This is a genomic window from Flavobacterium aquidurense (assembly GCF_001404985.1).
GTDB classification, from domain to species: domain Bacteria; phylum Bacteroidota; class Bacteroidia; order Flavobacteriales; family Flavobacteriaceae; genus Flavobacterium; species Flavobacterium aquidurense_B.
On the sequence record NZ_JRLF01000009.1, the window covers coordinates 379,864 to 398,367 of the forward strand.

Here is an 18,504-nt window from a genome sequence, read left to right on the forward strand (position 1 = left end):
TAACTATTCGTCAATTAGATTTATTAAATTAAAATCAAATATCAAAGTTTCAAAACCCTTAATACTATGCATACATATTATTTTTAATTAAAAAAATGAGGATTTAATAAAAATACACCTTCAAGAAAAAAAATATGACAATAAAAAAAAGCGAGACCTCAATCTCGCTTTTTTAACATTCATCTTTTCGTATAGTTACTTTTACTTATTCTCTACTTTTTCTAATCGATTTTTCAAATCAATAATTTCTTGTTTTGTTCGATCATATATAAAGTCATTTCTTCCATTTTCTTAAGCAAGTTCATATTCATTTCTGCCAGCATCAAACCACTCTTCTCTATTTCCTGAGCTGATGGTATTTCAGGTAAATGATTATTTTGTTTAATATAGTTTTCAACTTCCTGCAATGATTTTAATTTGTAGTCGTTTGCAAAAACATAATCTGGAACTTGTCCAGCATTTACGGTTACTTTTACTTCACCGGCATGAATGTTTCCAGCAACTGTAAGTTTAGAGTCCGGATTTGTGGTACCGATACCAACATTACCATTTCCCTGAATTCTCACCTTTTCTGTTTGACCGGTTCCATGCGAATCCTGTGTAAAAAACTGCATTCCGTAAATATTAGAACCTTCACTTTCCGTGATTGACCTAATAGAGGTACCAAAAGTTACAAGATTGCCATTTGCAATAGAATGTGAAATCATTATAGCAGAACTGTTATTACTATTTGATAAATTTCTAACCGATAAACCACCATAGAATGTTTGAATCCCTTCAAAATTATTTTCTCCGCGAGTGGCTAATTCGTTCCATGAATTCCAAGTACCTTCAGGATTAAAATCCGAACTTTTAGTTCTAAAAGAAATTCGATTACCCCCATGCGGACCGTAATCAGCACTAATTTGACAGTCGTATCTATTATCTAACCCTCCAAAACTTATTAATGCACCGTTCCACGGTGTTCCTGCTGTTGCATAAGAAAAAGTATATCCTCCCTTAAAAGCATCTGCAGCACCAGGAACTGTTATAAAATTAGTCGGGTTTAAAGTTTGCGCTTTCGTTGTCATTATACAAACTAAGGCAATTGCAAAAGTTATTATTTTATTAGCTTTCATTTCTTTTATTTTTAATTATATTAATTAGGATCTACCACTACGCAATAAAATCCAGCAATTTTTTTAATTTTTGAACACATCCTCAAAATCACATATAACAGAGATTTCATTAAATCCTTCTCAAAACAGGTATTTTTTTATAAAAAAATAGAAACCAAAAAGCAACATCAAAATCAATAGGTTTATTGTGGTTTTTGGCCCGTTCTGGAAATCAAAAAAATCTCTAATTTTCATAGTTTTAAATTTAAAATCCACCTTCCATTTTTTGCAAATAGAAAGTGTGGTTAGTAATAAAGTTTTTGGTGGTATTTATGAAATTTGGTATTGTAATCGATGAGAAAAAACATCGATAAGTGAGGATTTACCTCTTGAACACAATCTATGAATTATAAAAAGTGTACTGGTATTATTTGCATTATTTCCTGTTCATTTACAATGAACTTTATCTTATTGGGATTGATATGGAAATATTAAGTGGTATTATATTTCTATTTAATATAAAGTACCCTACTCTTCGCAGTGTAACTTAAAAGCTACTATTGCTTTGCGAAGTCTCCCGACTTCGTACCTATTCTAATATCTTTTTACTGTTCTTAAATATTAACCAATCTTTGTCGCTACAAAATCAGGAGACTTCGCAGAGCAATACGTTTTCATGAGGGAACTTCGAAGAACTGACTTTTAGAAGTTATAAATTCGCAGGACACTTATTTAATTTTGTTTAATAGCATCGTCAGGAATTTTATCCTTAAATAGATCTTTGTACCGCTCTAAATCCTGAGACGAATTAACAGGATAATTCAAAAGAATAAAACTATTCTTAGGATTTACCTTTTCGTAAATAACAAGATATAAAAGACTTAAATCAGGTTTATCATTTGGAATGTCAACATAATAGTTCTCACCATAAGAATGAACAAAAAAATGATTATCAACAGAGTAAATATATTTTATGGAATTGCCTGTATCTCCTTTTCCTTTAAGATTAGTAACAATATATTGCTCTATACTCCCCGTAGTTAAATAAAAATTATTTTTTAACAATTCAACATTTTTATCTTGTTCACGAATTAAACAAATACCCGCTACTAATCCTACAATTAATATCATTAATAAAATTTTAAGCTGATTATCAATTGATTTAAAATTCTTTACAAAATAAAAAATGACACATATGATTATAAATATAAAAATCACTACAACTGTTTTGGTATGATTTTCTTGATTAAAAAAATCTTTCATAATAAATAATGTTTAAATAAATTATCCTTTAAATTGTGGCTTGAACTTAGGAGCATAAGAAGTAGGAGGAATAATATTTCGTGTTGGAATTATAAATTTTGGAATTACTAAACTAGGATTTACATTCAAAGGAGTTATTGGTCTTAACTCTAAGGAATTTATTAATGGAGATGGTGTTTGAGGTATGTATGACGGTTGTGATTTAAATTCATTCAATCCTGTTAGTCCACCGCCAATAGCGCTAAAACCTAACATACTCCCCGCTGTGCGAAGTCTCCCGACTTCGTACCTATTCCAATATTCCTTTTACACTTCTCAAATCTTAACCAATCTTTGTCGCTACAAAGTCAGGAGACTTCGCAGAGTTAGGGACTATAGCCCTACCAATCAGGTTTATAAATTAAAAACTCTTTGGGTAAATCTAGAATTTTGTATTCATCAATATAATTATTGCCTTTAAATTTGATTATGTTTGCATCATTTTTAATTATTATATATTTTTCTTTAATATATCCTTCACTTTGAGGACTTTCAAAATATATTTGTGTCGTAATTTTTCCATTACTGTAATTATAATATCCCATATCTGCTTTTTCAGGATCCAAAGTACCGATATCATCTATATTAAAAGAATAAAACATAGCAACTTTATTCCCTCTATAAAATTTCAAATATCTGCGCTTAAATGGATTTAGATAGTTATTATCAGTTAAGCTGAAAACAGATTGTAATTCATATAGTTTTGTTGTGTCAACCACTTTAACTGTATTATCATTATTTATTAGTTTCATCTTATACAAATTAATTGTATATCTTTTTTTTCCAGAATTAGTCCGCTGATAATAACAATTTGTTAAAAACAACAATAAACTGAAAATTAATATTTTTTTTACCATGATGTAAATATATTAGATGTTTTATACTGACCATATCCTTTCCAGTCCCAAGAAGTATTCATAAATTCTCTATCATCAATCATTCTGTGGATAACACTATTCTGTATAGCATGACGCACATGCTCGCTATTTACTCCAACTCTATATGCACCATATCCAACAGTCAATGCTCCTAATCTATATTTATTTCCTTGCTCATTAACAGCTGCATTTTTGTGATAAACGCCAAATCTATCTTTATAAGCAATACCATAATTGTTTGTTTCATTTAACTGATCTGCTTCGCTTCTTCTTCCAGTAAACAAATTAAACCCAGCAGTAAATTTTCCTATAGACAAATTCAAAGCTGCCGTTCTATAACTATCCCCAGCATCACCAAGACCTTTTTTTAAAATTGGTCCACCATCATTTTCATACATAGCCCTAAAATCTCCGCTATGAATACCAAACATTCCTGTTCTTTGCTTAAACTCTTCGATACCACCGTTTCCACTCCAGATATTAGTACCTAAACTAAATCCAGTTTTTCCATCATCATAAGCTACAAGAATAGATTTTCTTATTTCTAAACCATTTTTCCCAAAACCATTATAATTACTGTTACTCATAATACCAACACCTGCTGAGTAACTAAAATCCCCACTACTATAACTTGCTGATATACTCGCTCCTATTCCTGAAACATTTCCAAATGCAATCGCTGGTGAGATATTAAAACTCCAATCGCCAACCTGTACTCCATATGCTGGCAGAATTGCCGCTACAAAACCGGTAGCAACCGCCTCTCCTACTGCACTTGCTGTCAAACTTACAGGATTAATTCCACCACTTATGCCACCAATAACAGCACCTCCTAATATTGACATTCCAAACTGTCCTCAGCTCTTCGAAGTGTAAATTAAAAGCCACTATTGCTTTGCGAAGTCTCCCGACTTCGTACCTATTCTAATATTCTTTTTACAGTTCTCAAATCTTAACCCATCGTTATCTCTACATAGTCACGAGACTTCGCAAAGCTAGGGTTCAAATATCAAGAATAACAATTAAAGAAATCGATTATCTATCCGTGGTACATTTTCATCATTTTCAAATTTATACAGTTGATCTATTTCATATTCTTTATTTCTTCTATAATCTTTTAATTTCATTAAATGAAATGATTGATCATTAATGATAATTCCTTTTAATTCGTATAAAAAGTAATCGTTAAAAGAATCTTTTTTTTCATTTTTCAATTCTGCTTTAAAATATTGTATTATGATTGAATCATTTTTTATTAGAAATAAACCTTTCCCATTAATATCTCCATTTTTAATCTTACAAGAATTAAATTTAGCATTACCAAGTAGTTTAAGCCTTGATTTATATTTATTTATTGAATTTGCGATTGAATTTTCATTATTATTAACTGATGTGCAATAGTTAGTAGAGTTACCAAAATATATTCCATCGTTTATTACATATCCATTTTCATACAAAAGAAATGTCATAATTGCTTTTGAATCGATAATATTTAATTTTGATAGTTCACAGTAATAAAAGCCATTTAATTTTAATGTCACAATTTGACTTCTCACGATTTTGGGATCGATAAGGTCACTTTTATTATGAATAACTGAATTACATGAAACTATCGCAATTAATATTAATACTATTGAAAACTTTACCATGATGTGAATATATTATCTGTTCTATATTGACTATAACCTTTCCAATCCCAAGATTGATTTTCAAAACCTCTTTGTCTTTTATCCAATAGTCCAATTTTTAAATTATGAATTGCTTGATCTTGTATAGCATGATTTCTTATAAATCAAATTTAATTTTTCTAACATATCCGTTACTAATTATTTAAAAAAACTCGTTTAGGTTTAGAATTTAGAACTTTATTTATATCATATTCTTTAAAAAAATATGTGATATTTAAATTTTCACTTACCCCATTTCTATAATCATATTTAGCGAAGTCAGAGACATTCGCGCAGCACTGATTAGGAACACTTCGTAGAGCGGGTTCTACAATATTTTGAATTTCCTTCATTTTCTTCTTCACAATTTGAACACTTCTTTTTCATTTTCTATTATATATAATATTTTATTATCTTTAAATTCATTTAATTTTCCAGTACATTATATTCTACAGAAGATTACTCTTCATCAATAAAAATATCTTGTATTTTAAAATTCGTAAATCCTAAAGACAACAGTAAACCCTCTAAATCTTCTGTAATTTCTTTGTTTTCTTCTACTTCAATAACGATTTCTAACATATTTGATGCAGAAGTTTCCTCAACTACTTCGCCTAAACCCCTTTCCTCAATTGTACCTGTGATAATTTGACGAAATTCTAAATCTGATTTTTCCAGATTATTGCTTAAATAAATCTCTATCAATACTGTTTTCATATTGTTATTAAAATATTTTTTAAATCAGATTTTAATAACTCTATATTAGTATCTAATTTTTTCTTTTTTACGACTTCTGAAAGCAAATCCATTTTTTGCAAAATAGATTCTTTTAAAAAGGCATAACGCTCTGATTCACTTTTACTAAAGAAATTCTCATCATTAATAATTATCGGCATACCAATAGATTTTTCCTTTTTTCTATAGGATTCTATTTCTTTAAGTTTTTCCAATTCAAAGGCTGTTGGCTCTACGTTAAATTGAAATAATCCAAGAATTAGATCTTTACCATAATCTTCATGTTTCAACTTTTTTAAATTATTACTAATCCCTCTATCTCCCCATATATATGGCGTAAACACCTTATCTAAATTTATAAAGTCTTGCTCATTTTTATTTGAGTCAAAACCAATTTTCATAAAACAACCAAAAATATTATCATTCATAATTAGTGCATATTTAAGTTTAATGGACCTCTTTCTATTAAGTTTTGTTGATATTCCCAATTCCACGCATCTAATCTATTTGAAAATTGTTTAAAAGGAACCATTTTCTTATCCAACATAAAAGTCTTAGTATATCTCGCTTCAGGAATTAACTTATTTGTTATTCCATTTTTTAAGAAAGTCCCATCATTATCATATAGTTTATATCCCCATGTTGGTTTTGTACTTTTTAAAGAATTTCCATGTACAACTACTTCTTCTAAATCTACAATTTTCTTAAAATCTGGATTTTTAGAAACATCAACATAGCCATTATCAATATTAATGTTTTTTGCAACATTAGCTTCTCCAGTTGGTGCGGTGGTAGTTTTGGCAGCGTTTGCAATTTTAAGATCTGTTTTTCCTTCTATTTGTGCTCCACCTTTTGCCTCTGTTATACCTGCTGGTGCAATTGTTATGGGTTGTACGGCAATTTTTGGCGTACCCCCGGTTATGAATGTTTTTCCATTTGCTACTGCTGTAACACCATTTATTAACCCTCCGGTAATTGCCCCAAAAGCTATTCCTACGATAAATTCCTTTCCCGACATCATAGGATCACCAAAAGCAGCATTATTCCCTATACTTAAAAACATAGAAGAATACATTGTGCCTACAGCACCGCTAAATGCTCCGGCAGCAAACCCACCAACACCGCCTGCAGCACCTCCTGCAGCCGCAAATGCCGCGCCTCCTGTCGCTGCTCCAATAGCTCCTGCCCCAGCTCCAATACCAAACGCTTTAAGCCCCTCGATGTCCATCCTGAAACCATGAACTCCCCAATTTACGACACCTCCAATTATTGCCCCGACAACAATATGAATCCATTCTCCACTAACATCTGAATACTTTAATGGATTATTCCAACAATATCCATAACGGTTAAAATTCTGTGTATTATATGGGTCTTGCACAAAATTATCCGGCTGTAAAAAACGATGCAATTTAGGATCATAAATACGACCGTTCATATTAATGAGCCCTACACTTTGCAAATGCTCATGACCGGTATAACCTCGATCTAAAACCGTTAATCCTGCCAATATATTTCCTGCACCGTCCTGTACGCTTACAATGGCTCCCCAGGCATCAAACAATCTTTTTTCTACAACTGTACCTGCCTGGTTCGTTATCGCCACTATCGATCCCTGATAATCCCGTTGTAAATATAAATAATCTTGTGTTGTCCCGTTACTTCTAAATACTATTGGTGCAGTATAGCCATCACCGCCAATATAGGTTATAAACTCAAAGGTACCTGTTACGCTGTTTTCCTTAATTTCCATACTGCCATCAGCAGAATAATATTTGCGTAATGGCCTATCCTTTATTTTATCCTGCAATCCTCCATAAAACATGGCTGTACGGCTATTGTCATCATTGTATAAAAAACTTATTTTATCAATGTCTTTGTCTTCAATTTGTACCGGACTCTTAAAAGCATTGTAGGTAATAATTTGTCTTGGTTTGGTCGTATAATATGATAGTGATTCCGGCAAAAGTGCAATTGCTTCATTTTGATACGGCTTTTCTTTTGAGTAACTGTAGGCTCCCAGACCGTTTTGCGTAATCCTGCCCTGATCGTCGTACAATTGTTTTTCCTGCGCGCCCTGAATATTTGTAAACTCTGTTAAGCGGTCCAGTGCATCATATGCAAAGCTTTCGTTCCTGTTAAACAAACTATTACTTCTACTGGTTAGATTGCCTTTTTTAGCATCAAAAACAGTATTTAAGATCAAAATATTTGCCCCACCCGCTGTTTTGGTATACTTAAACTGAGACGCAAAACCATAAGTATCATATTCGTTGGTTACGATGGTTGGTCCGTTATGTGCATTGATAAGCTGTCCTCTTGCATTAACTGTATTGGTTTGCCATAACAGTGCACCCGTCGCATTGTCTTTTATTTGCCAATGCAATCCATATTTATAGGTGTTTTTTATGGTTTTTGAACTTGATTTCCCTCCTGCAAATGCTGTTGAAGTCTCGGTATCAATGCGTCCAAAATCATCATATTTAAATTCCTTTGTAAATTGGGCATAAGGTGTTGTTTCGACTGTAGCAGCAATTCTTTTTGCATCATCATAACCAAATAAATTACTGATTTTACTTCTGTCATTATTAAAATCTTCAAACGTACTGCCTGATAATAACTTGCTTAAAGAATCATAATCATACGTTGTTTTAGAATTTGTAAGTGTACCATTGATTGTTTTTTGCGTGACTTTACCAACGGCATTTAATAGGTAAGTTGTCGCTCCGTTGGGCGTAGTTTCGCTTGTGGTTTCCCCAAATGCATTATAGGCATAGGTGTAAACTCCTGCAGAGGAATCGTTCAGTTCTGTTTTTCGTCCCCAGCCATCTTGTTTAATAGTGGTTTTTACACCGGCATAATTTGATTCTTTAAGATTTCCGTTAGCAAAATAGGTGTATGCGATAGTTCCGCCCGGAGTATCTGTCATTGATACTACATTGCCTATGGCATTTTTTACAGATGTTTTAGATTTTGTTCCGTCGTTTACAGTTGTGGTAAGCCCGGAATAGTTGATATCTGTACTTTTTCCTGTAAAGGATATATTTTGTTTTACCCTGCCGTAAACGTCATATAAAGTTTCATTCCACTGGGTTCCTGATGATCCAAAATAAGGTTCACTTACTTTATAATTGCGGTCCTGAATATCATATACATAATCAACATAGGCAAAAGTGCCCATTATGGTTTTACTGCCTGCTTTTGTCTTTCTGCCTAAATCATCAAATGTTTCCTGAATGATACTGCCATCATCAGCTGTAGTCGTTACAATTGTTTTGTTACCTGATCGTGCATAAGCATAACTATTCTTTTTCCCGAGATAATCTGTAGTGGTTGTTTTTTTAAACCATGAATCATACAAATACGATGTAGTTAACCCGTAAGGGTTTGTTTCAGATTGTAATGAACCGTCCGCATTATAAACAAATGATGTTGATAATCCTTCGATATCTGTACTTTTTGTTAAAAAACGCCCTGTAGGATCGTATCCATAACTGGTAATTCTTGCCGGAAGCCCGGATGCCGTGATTGTCTTTTGCGTAATATTACCAAAAGCATCATAGCTATTGTCTTCTGTAATATAATCTGTATTGGTTCCTTTTTTCTTAATTTGGGTTAATAAGCTATTTTCATAAAAATACAATTCTTCGGTAGTCATCACATCTCCGGAAATCGCAACCCTTTGATTTTTTCCGGAAGGTCTCCCTATTATATACGGAGATACGGTTGGGGCATTATAACTAACATTTGAAACCGTCGTTTGTACAATACCTCCTGATTCTTTTAAAAGCGTCGTAGATTTTAGCGGATTGTTATAAAAATCATATTCTGCATACGTTTCTGAACTCGTATTATCCAAGCCATTATAATGCTTGGTATTTGTGTTTTTTATTTTAAAAACTTTATTAGGCAGTAATTCGCTTTCATAATTCAATCTGGATTTAGTGATGTAATTAATCGGGGTATTAAATGAATTATTAGCTTCTTCATCTATTTTTGCTAAAAATGTACTGCCCGGTTTTATCCAGGTATCCGGCTTTAAGATGATACTTTGTGTCGCCACCAGATTATCTGTTCCTGTTACGGTATAAGATCCTTCTTTTATAATTACACTATCGATTTGATTATCTGTAACCCTCAAAGGGTCGTGCATTCCTAATACAGTATAATTTTCAGTATTGGCACCTCTTAAAGTAATATCATTGCGAGAAATACTTGAAATGACAGCATCATCACGATCGTACCAATTGGTTCTGACTGTGGACCTAAAACCCAGAAATCCCAGACCCTGAACATTTGATACTGCACCATAATAACTAAAAGATTGCTGTTTAAAAACGTCCTGACTGCGTTTTTCTAATTTTGAAACGACCTGAAAACCCGGAGCAACCAGAACATCAAAATTAGGATAGTACTCTACAGCAGGGCTTCCAGAATATGTTTTATTATAGGCATATTTTAAAGGTTCATAAGTAATGGCTTCTTCTACTTTATTTCCGGTAATAATCTTTCTGACAAGGACATCCTGTCGATTGTCTTTTGGACTGTTAAATGACCGAATAAGATTATCACTAATTACGGAATATTCTAAATTTTTATTTATTTCATTATGATTGGTAAATATGGCGACAGAATTTCTTCTTATTCCTGTAACTTCCTCCGGAGCACCAATCGCAGCAAATTTGATTTGCTTATCTGCAAAAATTTGATTTTCGTACAAAATCAATTTTGTTATTATTGGAGATCCCGTCTTACCATAAAATCCATCCTGTGCAGCTGTCAAATTTTGCTGGTACAAAATATCTGTCTTTCCATCTCCATTATAATCATTAGCAATGTAGCTGCTTTCTTTTAGGCTATAAGGATATCTGATAGTACCGTCATTATCTACTACTTGAAAATAATCTACTTTTCCATACTCATATAAAATTCCAATAGGTGAATTTATTTTATTAAATGACGAACCTGTAGCAAGAAAAAAGTTCCAGCTGTCTTTATTTAACTCATTAGGTATAACAAAATCAGTTTTTCCATCACCATTAAAATCGCCCATCAAAATTTGCTTATCTAAAACAATTCCCTCATCAGGCTGGGTAAATAATAATTTAAACTGATTAGCCTGATCTAACTCATAAACAGAAACTTTCCCTTTATCAAATACATATATATCTGATTTGCCATCTCCGTTAAAATCTGCTACAATTACTTTACTGTCCTCTGAGATATCAAGGAATCCCGATTGATTTACAAAATTTGATGATACTCTTTTATCCAGATTCACAAAATAGGTTTTACCACCGGTATATTTCTGAGCAATTGTGGTTGAGCAATCTTTATGGATATAATAAGTAAGCGGTTTTTCTATAACAACAATATCGGTAAGCCCATCACCATTAAAATCTCCGCTGACATATATTTTAGCAATATCACTTTCTACGCTTCCGTCTTTATATTTAGGCGGATTTGCCGTTAAATTAGATGCTGTATTTTTAGTGTCAACAGATTGTAGCATTGGCTCTGCTCCGCCACAAGGATAAATATACTTACGCGTAAATTGTGGAAAAATATATTCTTTTTCATTATCTACATAAATACCCGTAGGCCCTTTAACATGAGTAGCAAAGCTATTTGTTTTGACCACTACCCAAGCCTGCCTGGCCATTAACTTATTATCCGAACTTAATCCTGTTAAAGGAAAAATTTCTTCGAATGAACCAACGGTCTGTTTAGTGCTTAAATTAAGATTAGCCGCGATATTTGTATAGAGGCGATATTCCTTTTTTTTATTATCTCCCGTTTTAGGATATAAAATAAGATCCAGCTGACCATCCCCGTCAAAATCACCTGAAACGTATTCCGTATTAGTATAGTCAACACCGGCTATATCAATGGTTCCTGAATTTTTGACTTTTAAGGCGTTATCATTCGTTTCAGTACTATATTCAAATATTGTTGGATTATAACTTCTGGTATTATCGCCGCTTTTTTCCGTAATACCATTTAACCTTTGATATCCCAGGGATGTAATATCATGACTTAATACATAATTTCTAAATCCAATACCATTTCCAGTTACTTCTATTTTATCTAAAATAGAATTTCTCACCATACTTTTTCCTCCCACAAATACTTGTTCAGGCCTTTGCTTTTGCTTGTAGATAAATTTTACCTGATTAATTGGCGTTGCTGTTCGCAGGGTTCCGTAATTAATACTGGCAATACTTAGTATATTATCAGATAAAAAATAGGTATAACTAATTCTGACACCCTGAGGATTTTCCCAATATGTAATTGCCCAATCTGTTATGGAACAGGAATCACCTGAGTTTCCGTAATATGCTTTTGATCCGTCAGGATACTCAACTATAAAATAAGCAGGTCCGTAATTTGAACCATTAGGATGAACACCATAAGATGTAATCTTAACATTCGAAAAACTCTCCGTTTCATATACTGTCCCGTTTGCTCCATAAGCACTACCAGTTCCGTTTTTTACCAGCAAGCGTTGACCATCAAAGGCAAAACGGTCTAAATCGTTAAATGCAACAGCACCAACTACGTCGTCATGAAATTTTGTTGCAGGAATTCTGGTAATGGCAGAAACCCCGGAAACATTCCATCCATATCCTGCTATACCATTACCGGACTGACTATTATAAGACAAACTAATTTGTGGCACAACCCCATTGATGCCCGGAGGAACAGCAATAGGAATGGTGTAATTAGCACTTCCTGATAATGAAACAGACAATTGCCCTTCAGTAATACCAACTTCAGACGATGTTTGCGCAGAAACAAATAAGCTCACTATTAAAAATAACATTGTATAGTAAAAGTTCTTCATAGTTAATGGCTTTATTGTTTGATGATTTTAATTGATTTCTCCCCTCCGTCTTTGTACGAAAGCAATACGAGGTAAAATCCGGCAGGATAAGTTTGAAAAGGGATATTTAAACTATTAAGCCTTTCATTTCCTGAATAGGATCTTAAAAGTTGTCCTGTGACAGAATAGACATTAACTGAGGTAACATAATTCTCCTTAATTAATTGCCATTGCAGATACAACTCTTCTTTTACAGGATTTGGATAATAGGAGATTACATCTTTTTCGAAAAACGGATCTAAATCATCATTTGTAATCACCTCAATTTCTTTAACTTCTTTTGCTGTTTTAGAAAGGCAATTTATACACAATATTCTGCTGGTCTGGTTTCCTGCAGCATCATAACTAAAGGTAATTTTTGTCTGAGCCCGGGAAGTGAAACACAATAAAAACGAAATTATAAGTAGAAATTTTATCATATGGCAGATACTAGAATATTTCTTACAAAAATGTTTTATATATTTCAATAAGTAAAACAATTACTGTTAAATAACATTAAAGTAAAATAAAAATCATACAATTAACAGACCCGCTGGATAAAACCTCATAAATTATATTATTAAATCAGTTTAGTTCCATTTGTTAACATCTAAAATAAGGCACAAAAAAAAAGCGAGACCTAAATCTCGCTTTTTTAACCTATAAATATTTTAATCTGCTTATTCTACAGTAACTGATTTTGCTAAGTTACGTGGCTGATCGACATTACAGCCTCTCATTACAGCAATATAGTACGAAAGCAACTGCAAAGGTATTGTGGTAATTAATGGAGACAATGCATCTGAAGTCTCAGGGATTTCAATTACATAATCTGCCAATTCACGAACCTGAGTATCCCCTTTGGTAACTACAGCGATAATTTTACCGCTTCTGGATTTAATCTCCTGAATGTTACTTACAATTTTATCGTAATGTCCTTGTTTAGGCGCAATAACAATAACCGGCATATGCTCATCGATCAAAGCAATAGGACCATGTTTCATTTCGGCAGCAGGATAACCTTCAGCATGAATATAAGAGATCTCCTTAAGTTTTAAAGCACCTTCTAACGCAACCGGAAAATTATAACCACGACCTAAGTACAAACAGTTTGGAGCATCTTTAAAAGCTGCTGCAATCTCTTTTGCCCTGTCATTCGTTTCTAACGCTTCTGCTACTTTTTCAGGGATTATTTCTAACTCCTGTAAGTAGGTATGAAAATCAGTGTTTGACAAAGTACCTTTAGCTTTACCTAAACGCAATGCGATCATCGTTAAAACCGTGATTTGTGTTGTAAATGCTTTTGTAGAAGCTACTCCAATTTCCGGTCCTGCGTGTGTATAAGCACCTGCATGACTTTCTCTTGAAATAGAAGAACCAACAACATTACATACCCCAAAAACAAAAGCACCATTTTCTTTTGCTAATTTAATAGCTGCCATAGTATCTGCCGTTTCTCCGGATTGAGAGATTGCGATAACCACGTCATTTTTATTGATAATTGGGTTTCTGTATCTAAATTCAGAAGCATATTCTACTTCAACAGGAATACGTGTAAACTCTTCAAAAATATATTCAGCTACTAAACCTGCATGCCATGAAGTACCGCAAGCCACAATAATTATTCTGTCAGCGTTTAAGAATTTTTCTAAATTATCCTCAACACCTGCCATTTGAACAATACCTTCGTTTGCATGAAGTCTTCCTCTGTACGTATCTTTAATTACACTTGGCTGCTCGTAGATTTCTTTAAGCATGAAATGATCGTAACCTCCTTTTTCTATCTGCTCCAAATTCATTTGAAGTTCCTGAATATAAGGATCTACTAAAGAGTCGTCTTTAATTTTTCTAACTTTAAGAGGCTTGTGCAATCTAATGTTTGCCATTTCACCATCTTCAAGATAAATTGCATTCGAAGTATATTCAATAAAAGGCGAAGCATCAGAAGCAATAAAATATTCCCCTTCTCCAACCCCAATTGCTAACGGACTACCTAATCTTGCAGCAACAATTTCGTTAGGGTTCTTTTTATCAAAAACAGCAATTGCATATGCTCCTACTACCTGATTTAAAGCGATCTGAACTGCTTTCCCTAACTTTATTCCTTCTTTCTTTTGAACTTCTTCAATTAAGTTAACTAAAACTTCAGTATCTGTATCTGACTTAAAAGTATATCCCCTTTTGATTAATTCTTCTTTAAGCGGTGCATAATTCTCAATGATTCCATTATGAATAATAACCAACTCACCTGAATTAGAAAGGTGAGGGTGTGAGTTTACATCATTTGGCACACCATGCGTTGCCCAACGTGTATGACCAATCCCTATATTTCCGTTTGTAGTAAGATCTTCTTTTGCTTTTGCTTCAAGATCTGAAACCTTACCTTTAGTTTTACAAACTTTTACGCCAGTTTCATCATCATATAACATGACACCGGCACTATCATATCCTCTGTACTCTAGCCGCTTTAATCCTTTTATAACTATAGGATAAGCCTCTCTATGACCGATATATCCAACAATTCCACACATATATTATTTATTAATTTGGTTTCGTGTAGTACACTTGCAGCTGAAGTCTTTTAGCATAATTCACATCGGTTGAAGGAATATTTCCTCCAAATAATATTGTGCCTAACGGACTCATTACTGAAGCTCGTGGTGCATCTGAAATAACATCATTTTTAAGTTTCAATTTACCTGAAGTTATCGTATTTATATCTCCAGTGACCACTAATCCTAACCTCACATTTTTTACAGTTGCATTTTTAATTATATTACGAATATGGCTCGTTAATCTAATTTTGTATGTGGTTCCTCTTTTAGTAGTAGCATCTACATTGATAATACCGCTATAAACCACCTTTGTCATTTTAGAATCAGTAGTAATACTTGATGTTCCATCTGTACTATAATCTAAAATTGGTATGCTATTATCTAAATCGTATAAGTAAACTCGTTTTGGCTCATAGGTATTTTTCATTTTATCTGAATCTATAGAAAAAATCAAATTTGCCTCATTTACCAGCCAGCTATTAGTTCTTAGTTCAGCTAATTTAGCAGCAAATCCGGTAAGTTCAATCACAGCAAGAGAACCCTGACCTCCTTTTAGATAAAGTCTTTCGTCACCTGCAGTTTTATTAGGATTTTTTATCGCAGTGTCAAAAGCAGGATTTTTATTATCCTGATACAAACTCGCCTGAGCTCCTGATAAATTTATAACTAACGTTTTATCTTCAGTTAAATTTGCATCATCTGTTGTACTGGCTGTTTTAGCTTTATATTTAATCGTAATTTTTGCATTACCAGCTTTGGCAAAATCTAACAATGCCATATTCACAGGATTACTTCCTGATCTTTCTGCTTTAAAATACAATCCTCTAAAATACTCTTGAAAAATAGTAGCAGAAGAAAGCTTTGAAGCATCGGCTTTGAGAATTTTATTCAGGAAATAATTTTTATTTAAGTTCAAACGCATTTCCGGAGCAACTCTAGTGGTAACGTCTTTACCTGCGTCATCTTTAGTTATATCTACAATTTCTGCAGCACTAAAAAAGAATTCTTCGTTCTGCAATACATTTGGATCATCATTTAAAGGTTTACCAGTATCCGCATTTTCTATTTTATAACTGTCAAAATCAGTATTCTGATCTGTATAATACAATTGAGCAAATTGCGAACCTCCTTCAAAATAAGAATTACGCATTTGAACACCTGACTCGTAAACACTTAATTTAATCTTACCGTTCGGGTCTCCATAAATAGAGTCTAAAGCATAAACACGACTTCCGTCAGTATTTGTAGTTTTAACATGGCTAAAATAAGGAACACTAAGAACAACACTTTGAATCACATTATCAATTCCTGTTATATCGCCAATAGTTGGAGCATCTGTAGACAAAGCAACCTGAGATACAAAACCAGCTGTAGTTGTACCAAAAGCATCACTATCATAAATACCTAATCCATTAAGCGTAAGTCCATTTGACTGAACCGGAGTTACTTCTTGATTATACGCTAAAACATCATAGTTTTCAGATTCAAGACCAAAATGATCGTCTCCGATCAAACCATCACCAATCGCATTAAAATCTTTATCGCAAGAATATAAAAGAACAACTGTTGCAACTAATAGAATTTTCTTAATAAAAGAAGTATTATACATGTTTAATAATAAAGTTAAAATTTAAAGACCCATCGTTTTATAGAAATTTGTATACGCTTCAGCGAATGCATCTTTCGTGGCGAAAGGTAAAAAAGGTTTTCCTGAAGATTCTATAAATTTTGTTAAACTTGGAGATACATTTTCTGATGCAATAATTACAGCATCAGAGTGTAATATACTGGCTTTTAATACATTTTCATAATTTGGCGTTTCTAAATCAGAGACCGCTTCATGCGGAACTCCATCAAATTTCACCTTATTAATCATTTCTAAATCAAGATTTTCATCAAAAGATTGCCCATAAACAGAGGTTACAATTTTTGTTTCAGAAAATAAAGCTTCATTTTTATAATAATGCTTCATGTAAATTGGCAACATTGCTGCCAGCCAGCCATGAACGTGAATGATATCCGGAACCCAATTTAGTTTTTTAACCGTTTCAACAACTCCTTTAGCAAAAAATATCGCTCTTTCGTCATTGTCAGGATATAGAACTCCTTCTTCGTCAGCAAAGGTTGCCTTACGTTTAAAATATTCGTCGTTATCAATAAAATAAACCTGAATTCTCTCCTTAGGAATTGAAGCCACCTTGATAATCAACGGCATATCTAAGTCATTCACTACCAAATTCATTCCTGAAAGTCTAATAACTTCATGTAACTGGTGTCTTCTTTCGTTGATATTTCCATATCTTGGCATGAAAATTCTTATCTGGCCTCCTTGATCGTTGATCATTTTTGGAACGTCATAAGACATTAAAGAAACCTCATTTTCAGCCAAATAAGGCACGACTTCAGATGATACATATAATATCCTCTTATCTTTCATAATAGTATTTTACTTAATTTTTGGTAATAAAAACGTTGCAAAATTACAAAAATTTATGCAGTTTATAACTAATATATTATGTTTGCACTAAATTTTAATAATACTGCCATGCATATTTTCTACGGTAAAGTAGCTTTGATAGCCTATTTGAAAACTATCAAAACCACAAATTCAACCATCGGATTTGTACCAACAATGGGCGCTTTACACCAAGGTCATCTGGCGTTAATGCAAAGATCAATTAAAGAAAACGACGATACCGTTGTAAGTATTTTTGTAAATCCAACCCAATTTAACAACCCTGAAGACCTGGAGAAATATCCTAGAACACTTGAAGAAGACGTAAAAAAAATGCGTAATCTAAGTGACAAAATAATTCTTTATGCCCCAACTGTAGATGATATTTACGAAGGACATACCATTTCACAGTCTTTTGATTTTGACGGATTGGAAAATCAAATGGAAGGAAAATTCAGGCCCGGACATTTTAATGGCGTTGGCACGATCGTAAAAAGGCTATTTGAAATCGTAACACCAACAAATGCTTATTTTGGAGAGAAGGATTTTCAACAATTGCAGATTGTTAAAAAAATGGTCGAAAAAACACATCTGCCCGTAAATGTTATTGGCTGTCCTATTTTTAGAGAAGACAATCAATTAGCAATGAGTTCCAGAAATGAACGATTAACTCCGGAAGAACGCAAAGAAGCAGCTATTATTTATAAAACTTTGACTGAAGCAAAAGAAATTTTTAAAAACGGAAGTCCTGAAGAAACGATAAAATTTGTAGAAAATTCCTTCAAAGACAACAAACGTTTTGACTTAGAATATTTTGTAATAGCTGACGAATCTACATTATTACCAATCGATCACAAAAGTAAAGACAAAAACTACCGTGCATTTATAGCAGTATTTGTTAATTCTATAAGGTTGATTGACACCATTTCATTAAATTAAATTACCTTTGCACC

14 protein-coding genes are annotated in these 18,504 nt (G+C 33.0%); 1 reads left to right on the top strand and 13 read right to left on the bottom strand.

The window, feature by feature from the left end; genetic code table 11:
- Positions 1-233: 233 nt before the first annotated feature.
- The 13 genes from RC62_RS07645 to RC62_RS07710 form a co-directional block, all read right to left on the bottom strand.
- Positions 234-1,118: a tail fiber protein gene (locus RC62_RS07645; RefSeq protein ID WP_157472415.1), complete on the bottom strand. Its 885-nt coding sequence runs from the start codon at positions 1,116-1,118 to the stop codon at positions 234-236.
- A gap of 711 nt (positions 1,119-1,829) precedes the next feature.
- Positions 1,830-2,228, bottom strand: a complete 399-nt coding sequence (locus tag RC62_RS07650; protein WP_157472418.1) for a hypothetical protein — start codon at positions 2,226-2,228, stop codon at positions 1,830-1,832.
- Between the two features lie 153 nt (positions 2,229-2,381).
- A complete protein-coding gene (locus RC62_RS07655; RefSeq protein WP_055094173.1) occupies positions 2,382-2,615 on the bottom strand; it encodes a hypothetical protein in 234 nt (77 codons plus the stop codon).
- A 125-nt stretch (positions 2,616-2,740) separates the two neighbouring features.
- Positions 2,741-3,151 (bottom strand): hypothetical protein, encoded by a 411-nt coding sequence (locus tag RC62_RS07660; RefSeq protein ID WP_157472421.1) that lies wholly within the window; start codon positions 3,149-3,151, stop codon positions 2,741-2,743.
- 98 nt (positions 3,152-3,249) lie between these two features.
- The gene (locus tag RC62_RS07665; protein ID WP_055094176.1) at positions 3,250-4,122 is read right to left on the bottom strand and encodes a polymorphic toxin type 23 domain-containing protein; all 873 of its coding nucleotides are present in this window, start codon (positions 4,120-4,122) and stop codon (positions 3,250-3,252) included.
- A 177-nt stretch (positions 4,123-4,299) separates the two neighbouring features.
- Positions 4,300-4,926, bottom strand: a complete 627-nt coding sequence (locus RC62_RS07670) for a hypothetical protein (protein WP_055094178.1) — start codon at positions 4,924-4,926, stop codon at positions 4,300-4,302.
- 477 nt (positions 4,927-5,403) lie between these two features.
- Entirely contained in the window at positions 5,404-5,661 is a 258-nt protein-coding gene (locus RC62_RS07680) for a hypothetical protein (RefSeq protein WP_055094182.1), read from the bottom strand.
- On the bottom strand, positions 5,658-6,107 hold the full coding sequence (locus RC62_RS07685; RefSeq protein WP_157472427.1) for a hypothetical protein: 450 nt from the start codon (positions 6,105-6,107) through the stop codon (positions 5,658-5,660). The genes RC62_RS07680 and RC62_RS07685 overlap by 4 nt, the downstream gene beginning before the upstream one ends.
- Before the next feature lie 2 nt (positions 6,108-6,109).
- Positions 6,110-12,523 (bottom strand): RHS repeat-associated core domain-containing protein, encoded by a 6,414-nt coding sequence (locus RC62_RS07690; RefSeq protein WP_082421240.1) that lies wholly within the window; start codon positions 12,521-12,523, stop codon positions 6,110-6,112.
- Positions 12,524-12,534: 11 nt separating this feature from the next.
- Positions 12,535-12,981, bottom strand: coding sequence for a T9SS type A sorting domain-containing protein (locus RC62_RS07695; RefSeq protein ID WP_055094188.1), 447 nt, complete (start codon positions 12,979-12,981; stop codon positions 12,535-12,537).
- A gap of 240 nt (positions 12,982-13,221) precedes the next feature.
- Complete coding sequence (gene glmS, locus RC62_RS07700) at positions 13,222-15,072, bottom strand: glutamine--fructose-6-phosphate transaminase (isomerizing) (protein WP_055094189.1); 1,851 nt, start codon at positions 15,070-15,072, stop codon at positions 13,222-13,224.
- 10 nt (positions 15,073-15,082) lie between these two features.
- Positions 15,083-16,705, bottom strand: a complete 1,623-nt coding sequence (locus RC62_RS07705) for a DUF4270 domain-containing protein (protein WP_055094191.1) — start codon at positions 16,703-16,705, stop codon at positions 15,083-15,085.
- A 21-nt stretch (positions 16,706-16,726) separates the two neighbouring features.
- Positions 16,727-17,533 (bottom strand): glycogen/starch synthase, encoded by an 807-nt coding sequence (locus RC62_RS07710; protein ID WP_055094193.1) that lies wholly within the window; start codon positions 17,531-17,533, stop codon positions 16,727-16,729.
- Between the two features lie 78 nt (positions 17,534-17,611).
- On the opposite strand from RC62_RS07710, the gene panC reads away from it, so the two are divergent.
- Positions 17,612-18,490 (top strand): pantoate--beta-alanine ligase, encoded by an 879-nt coding sequence (gene panC, locus RC62_RS07715; protein WP_055094195.1) that lies wholly within the window; start codon positions 17,612-17,614, stop codon positions 18,488-18,490.
- Positions 18,491-18,504 lie beyond the last annotated feature (14 nt).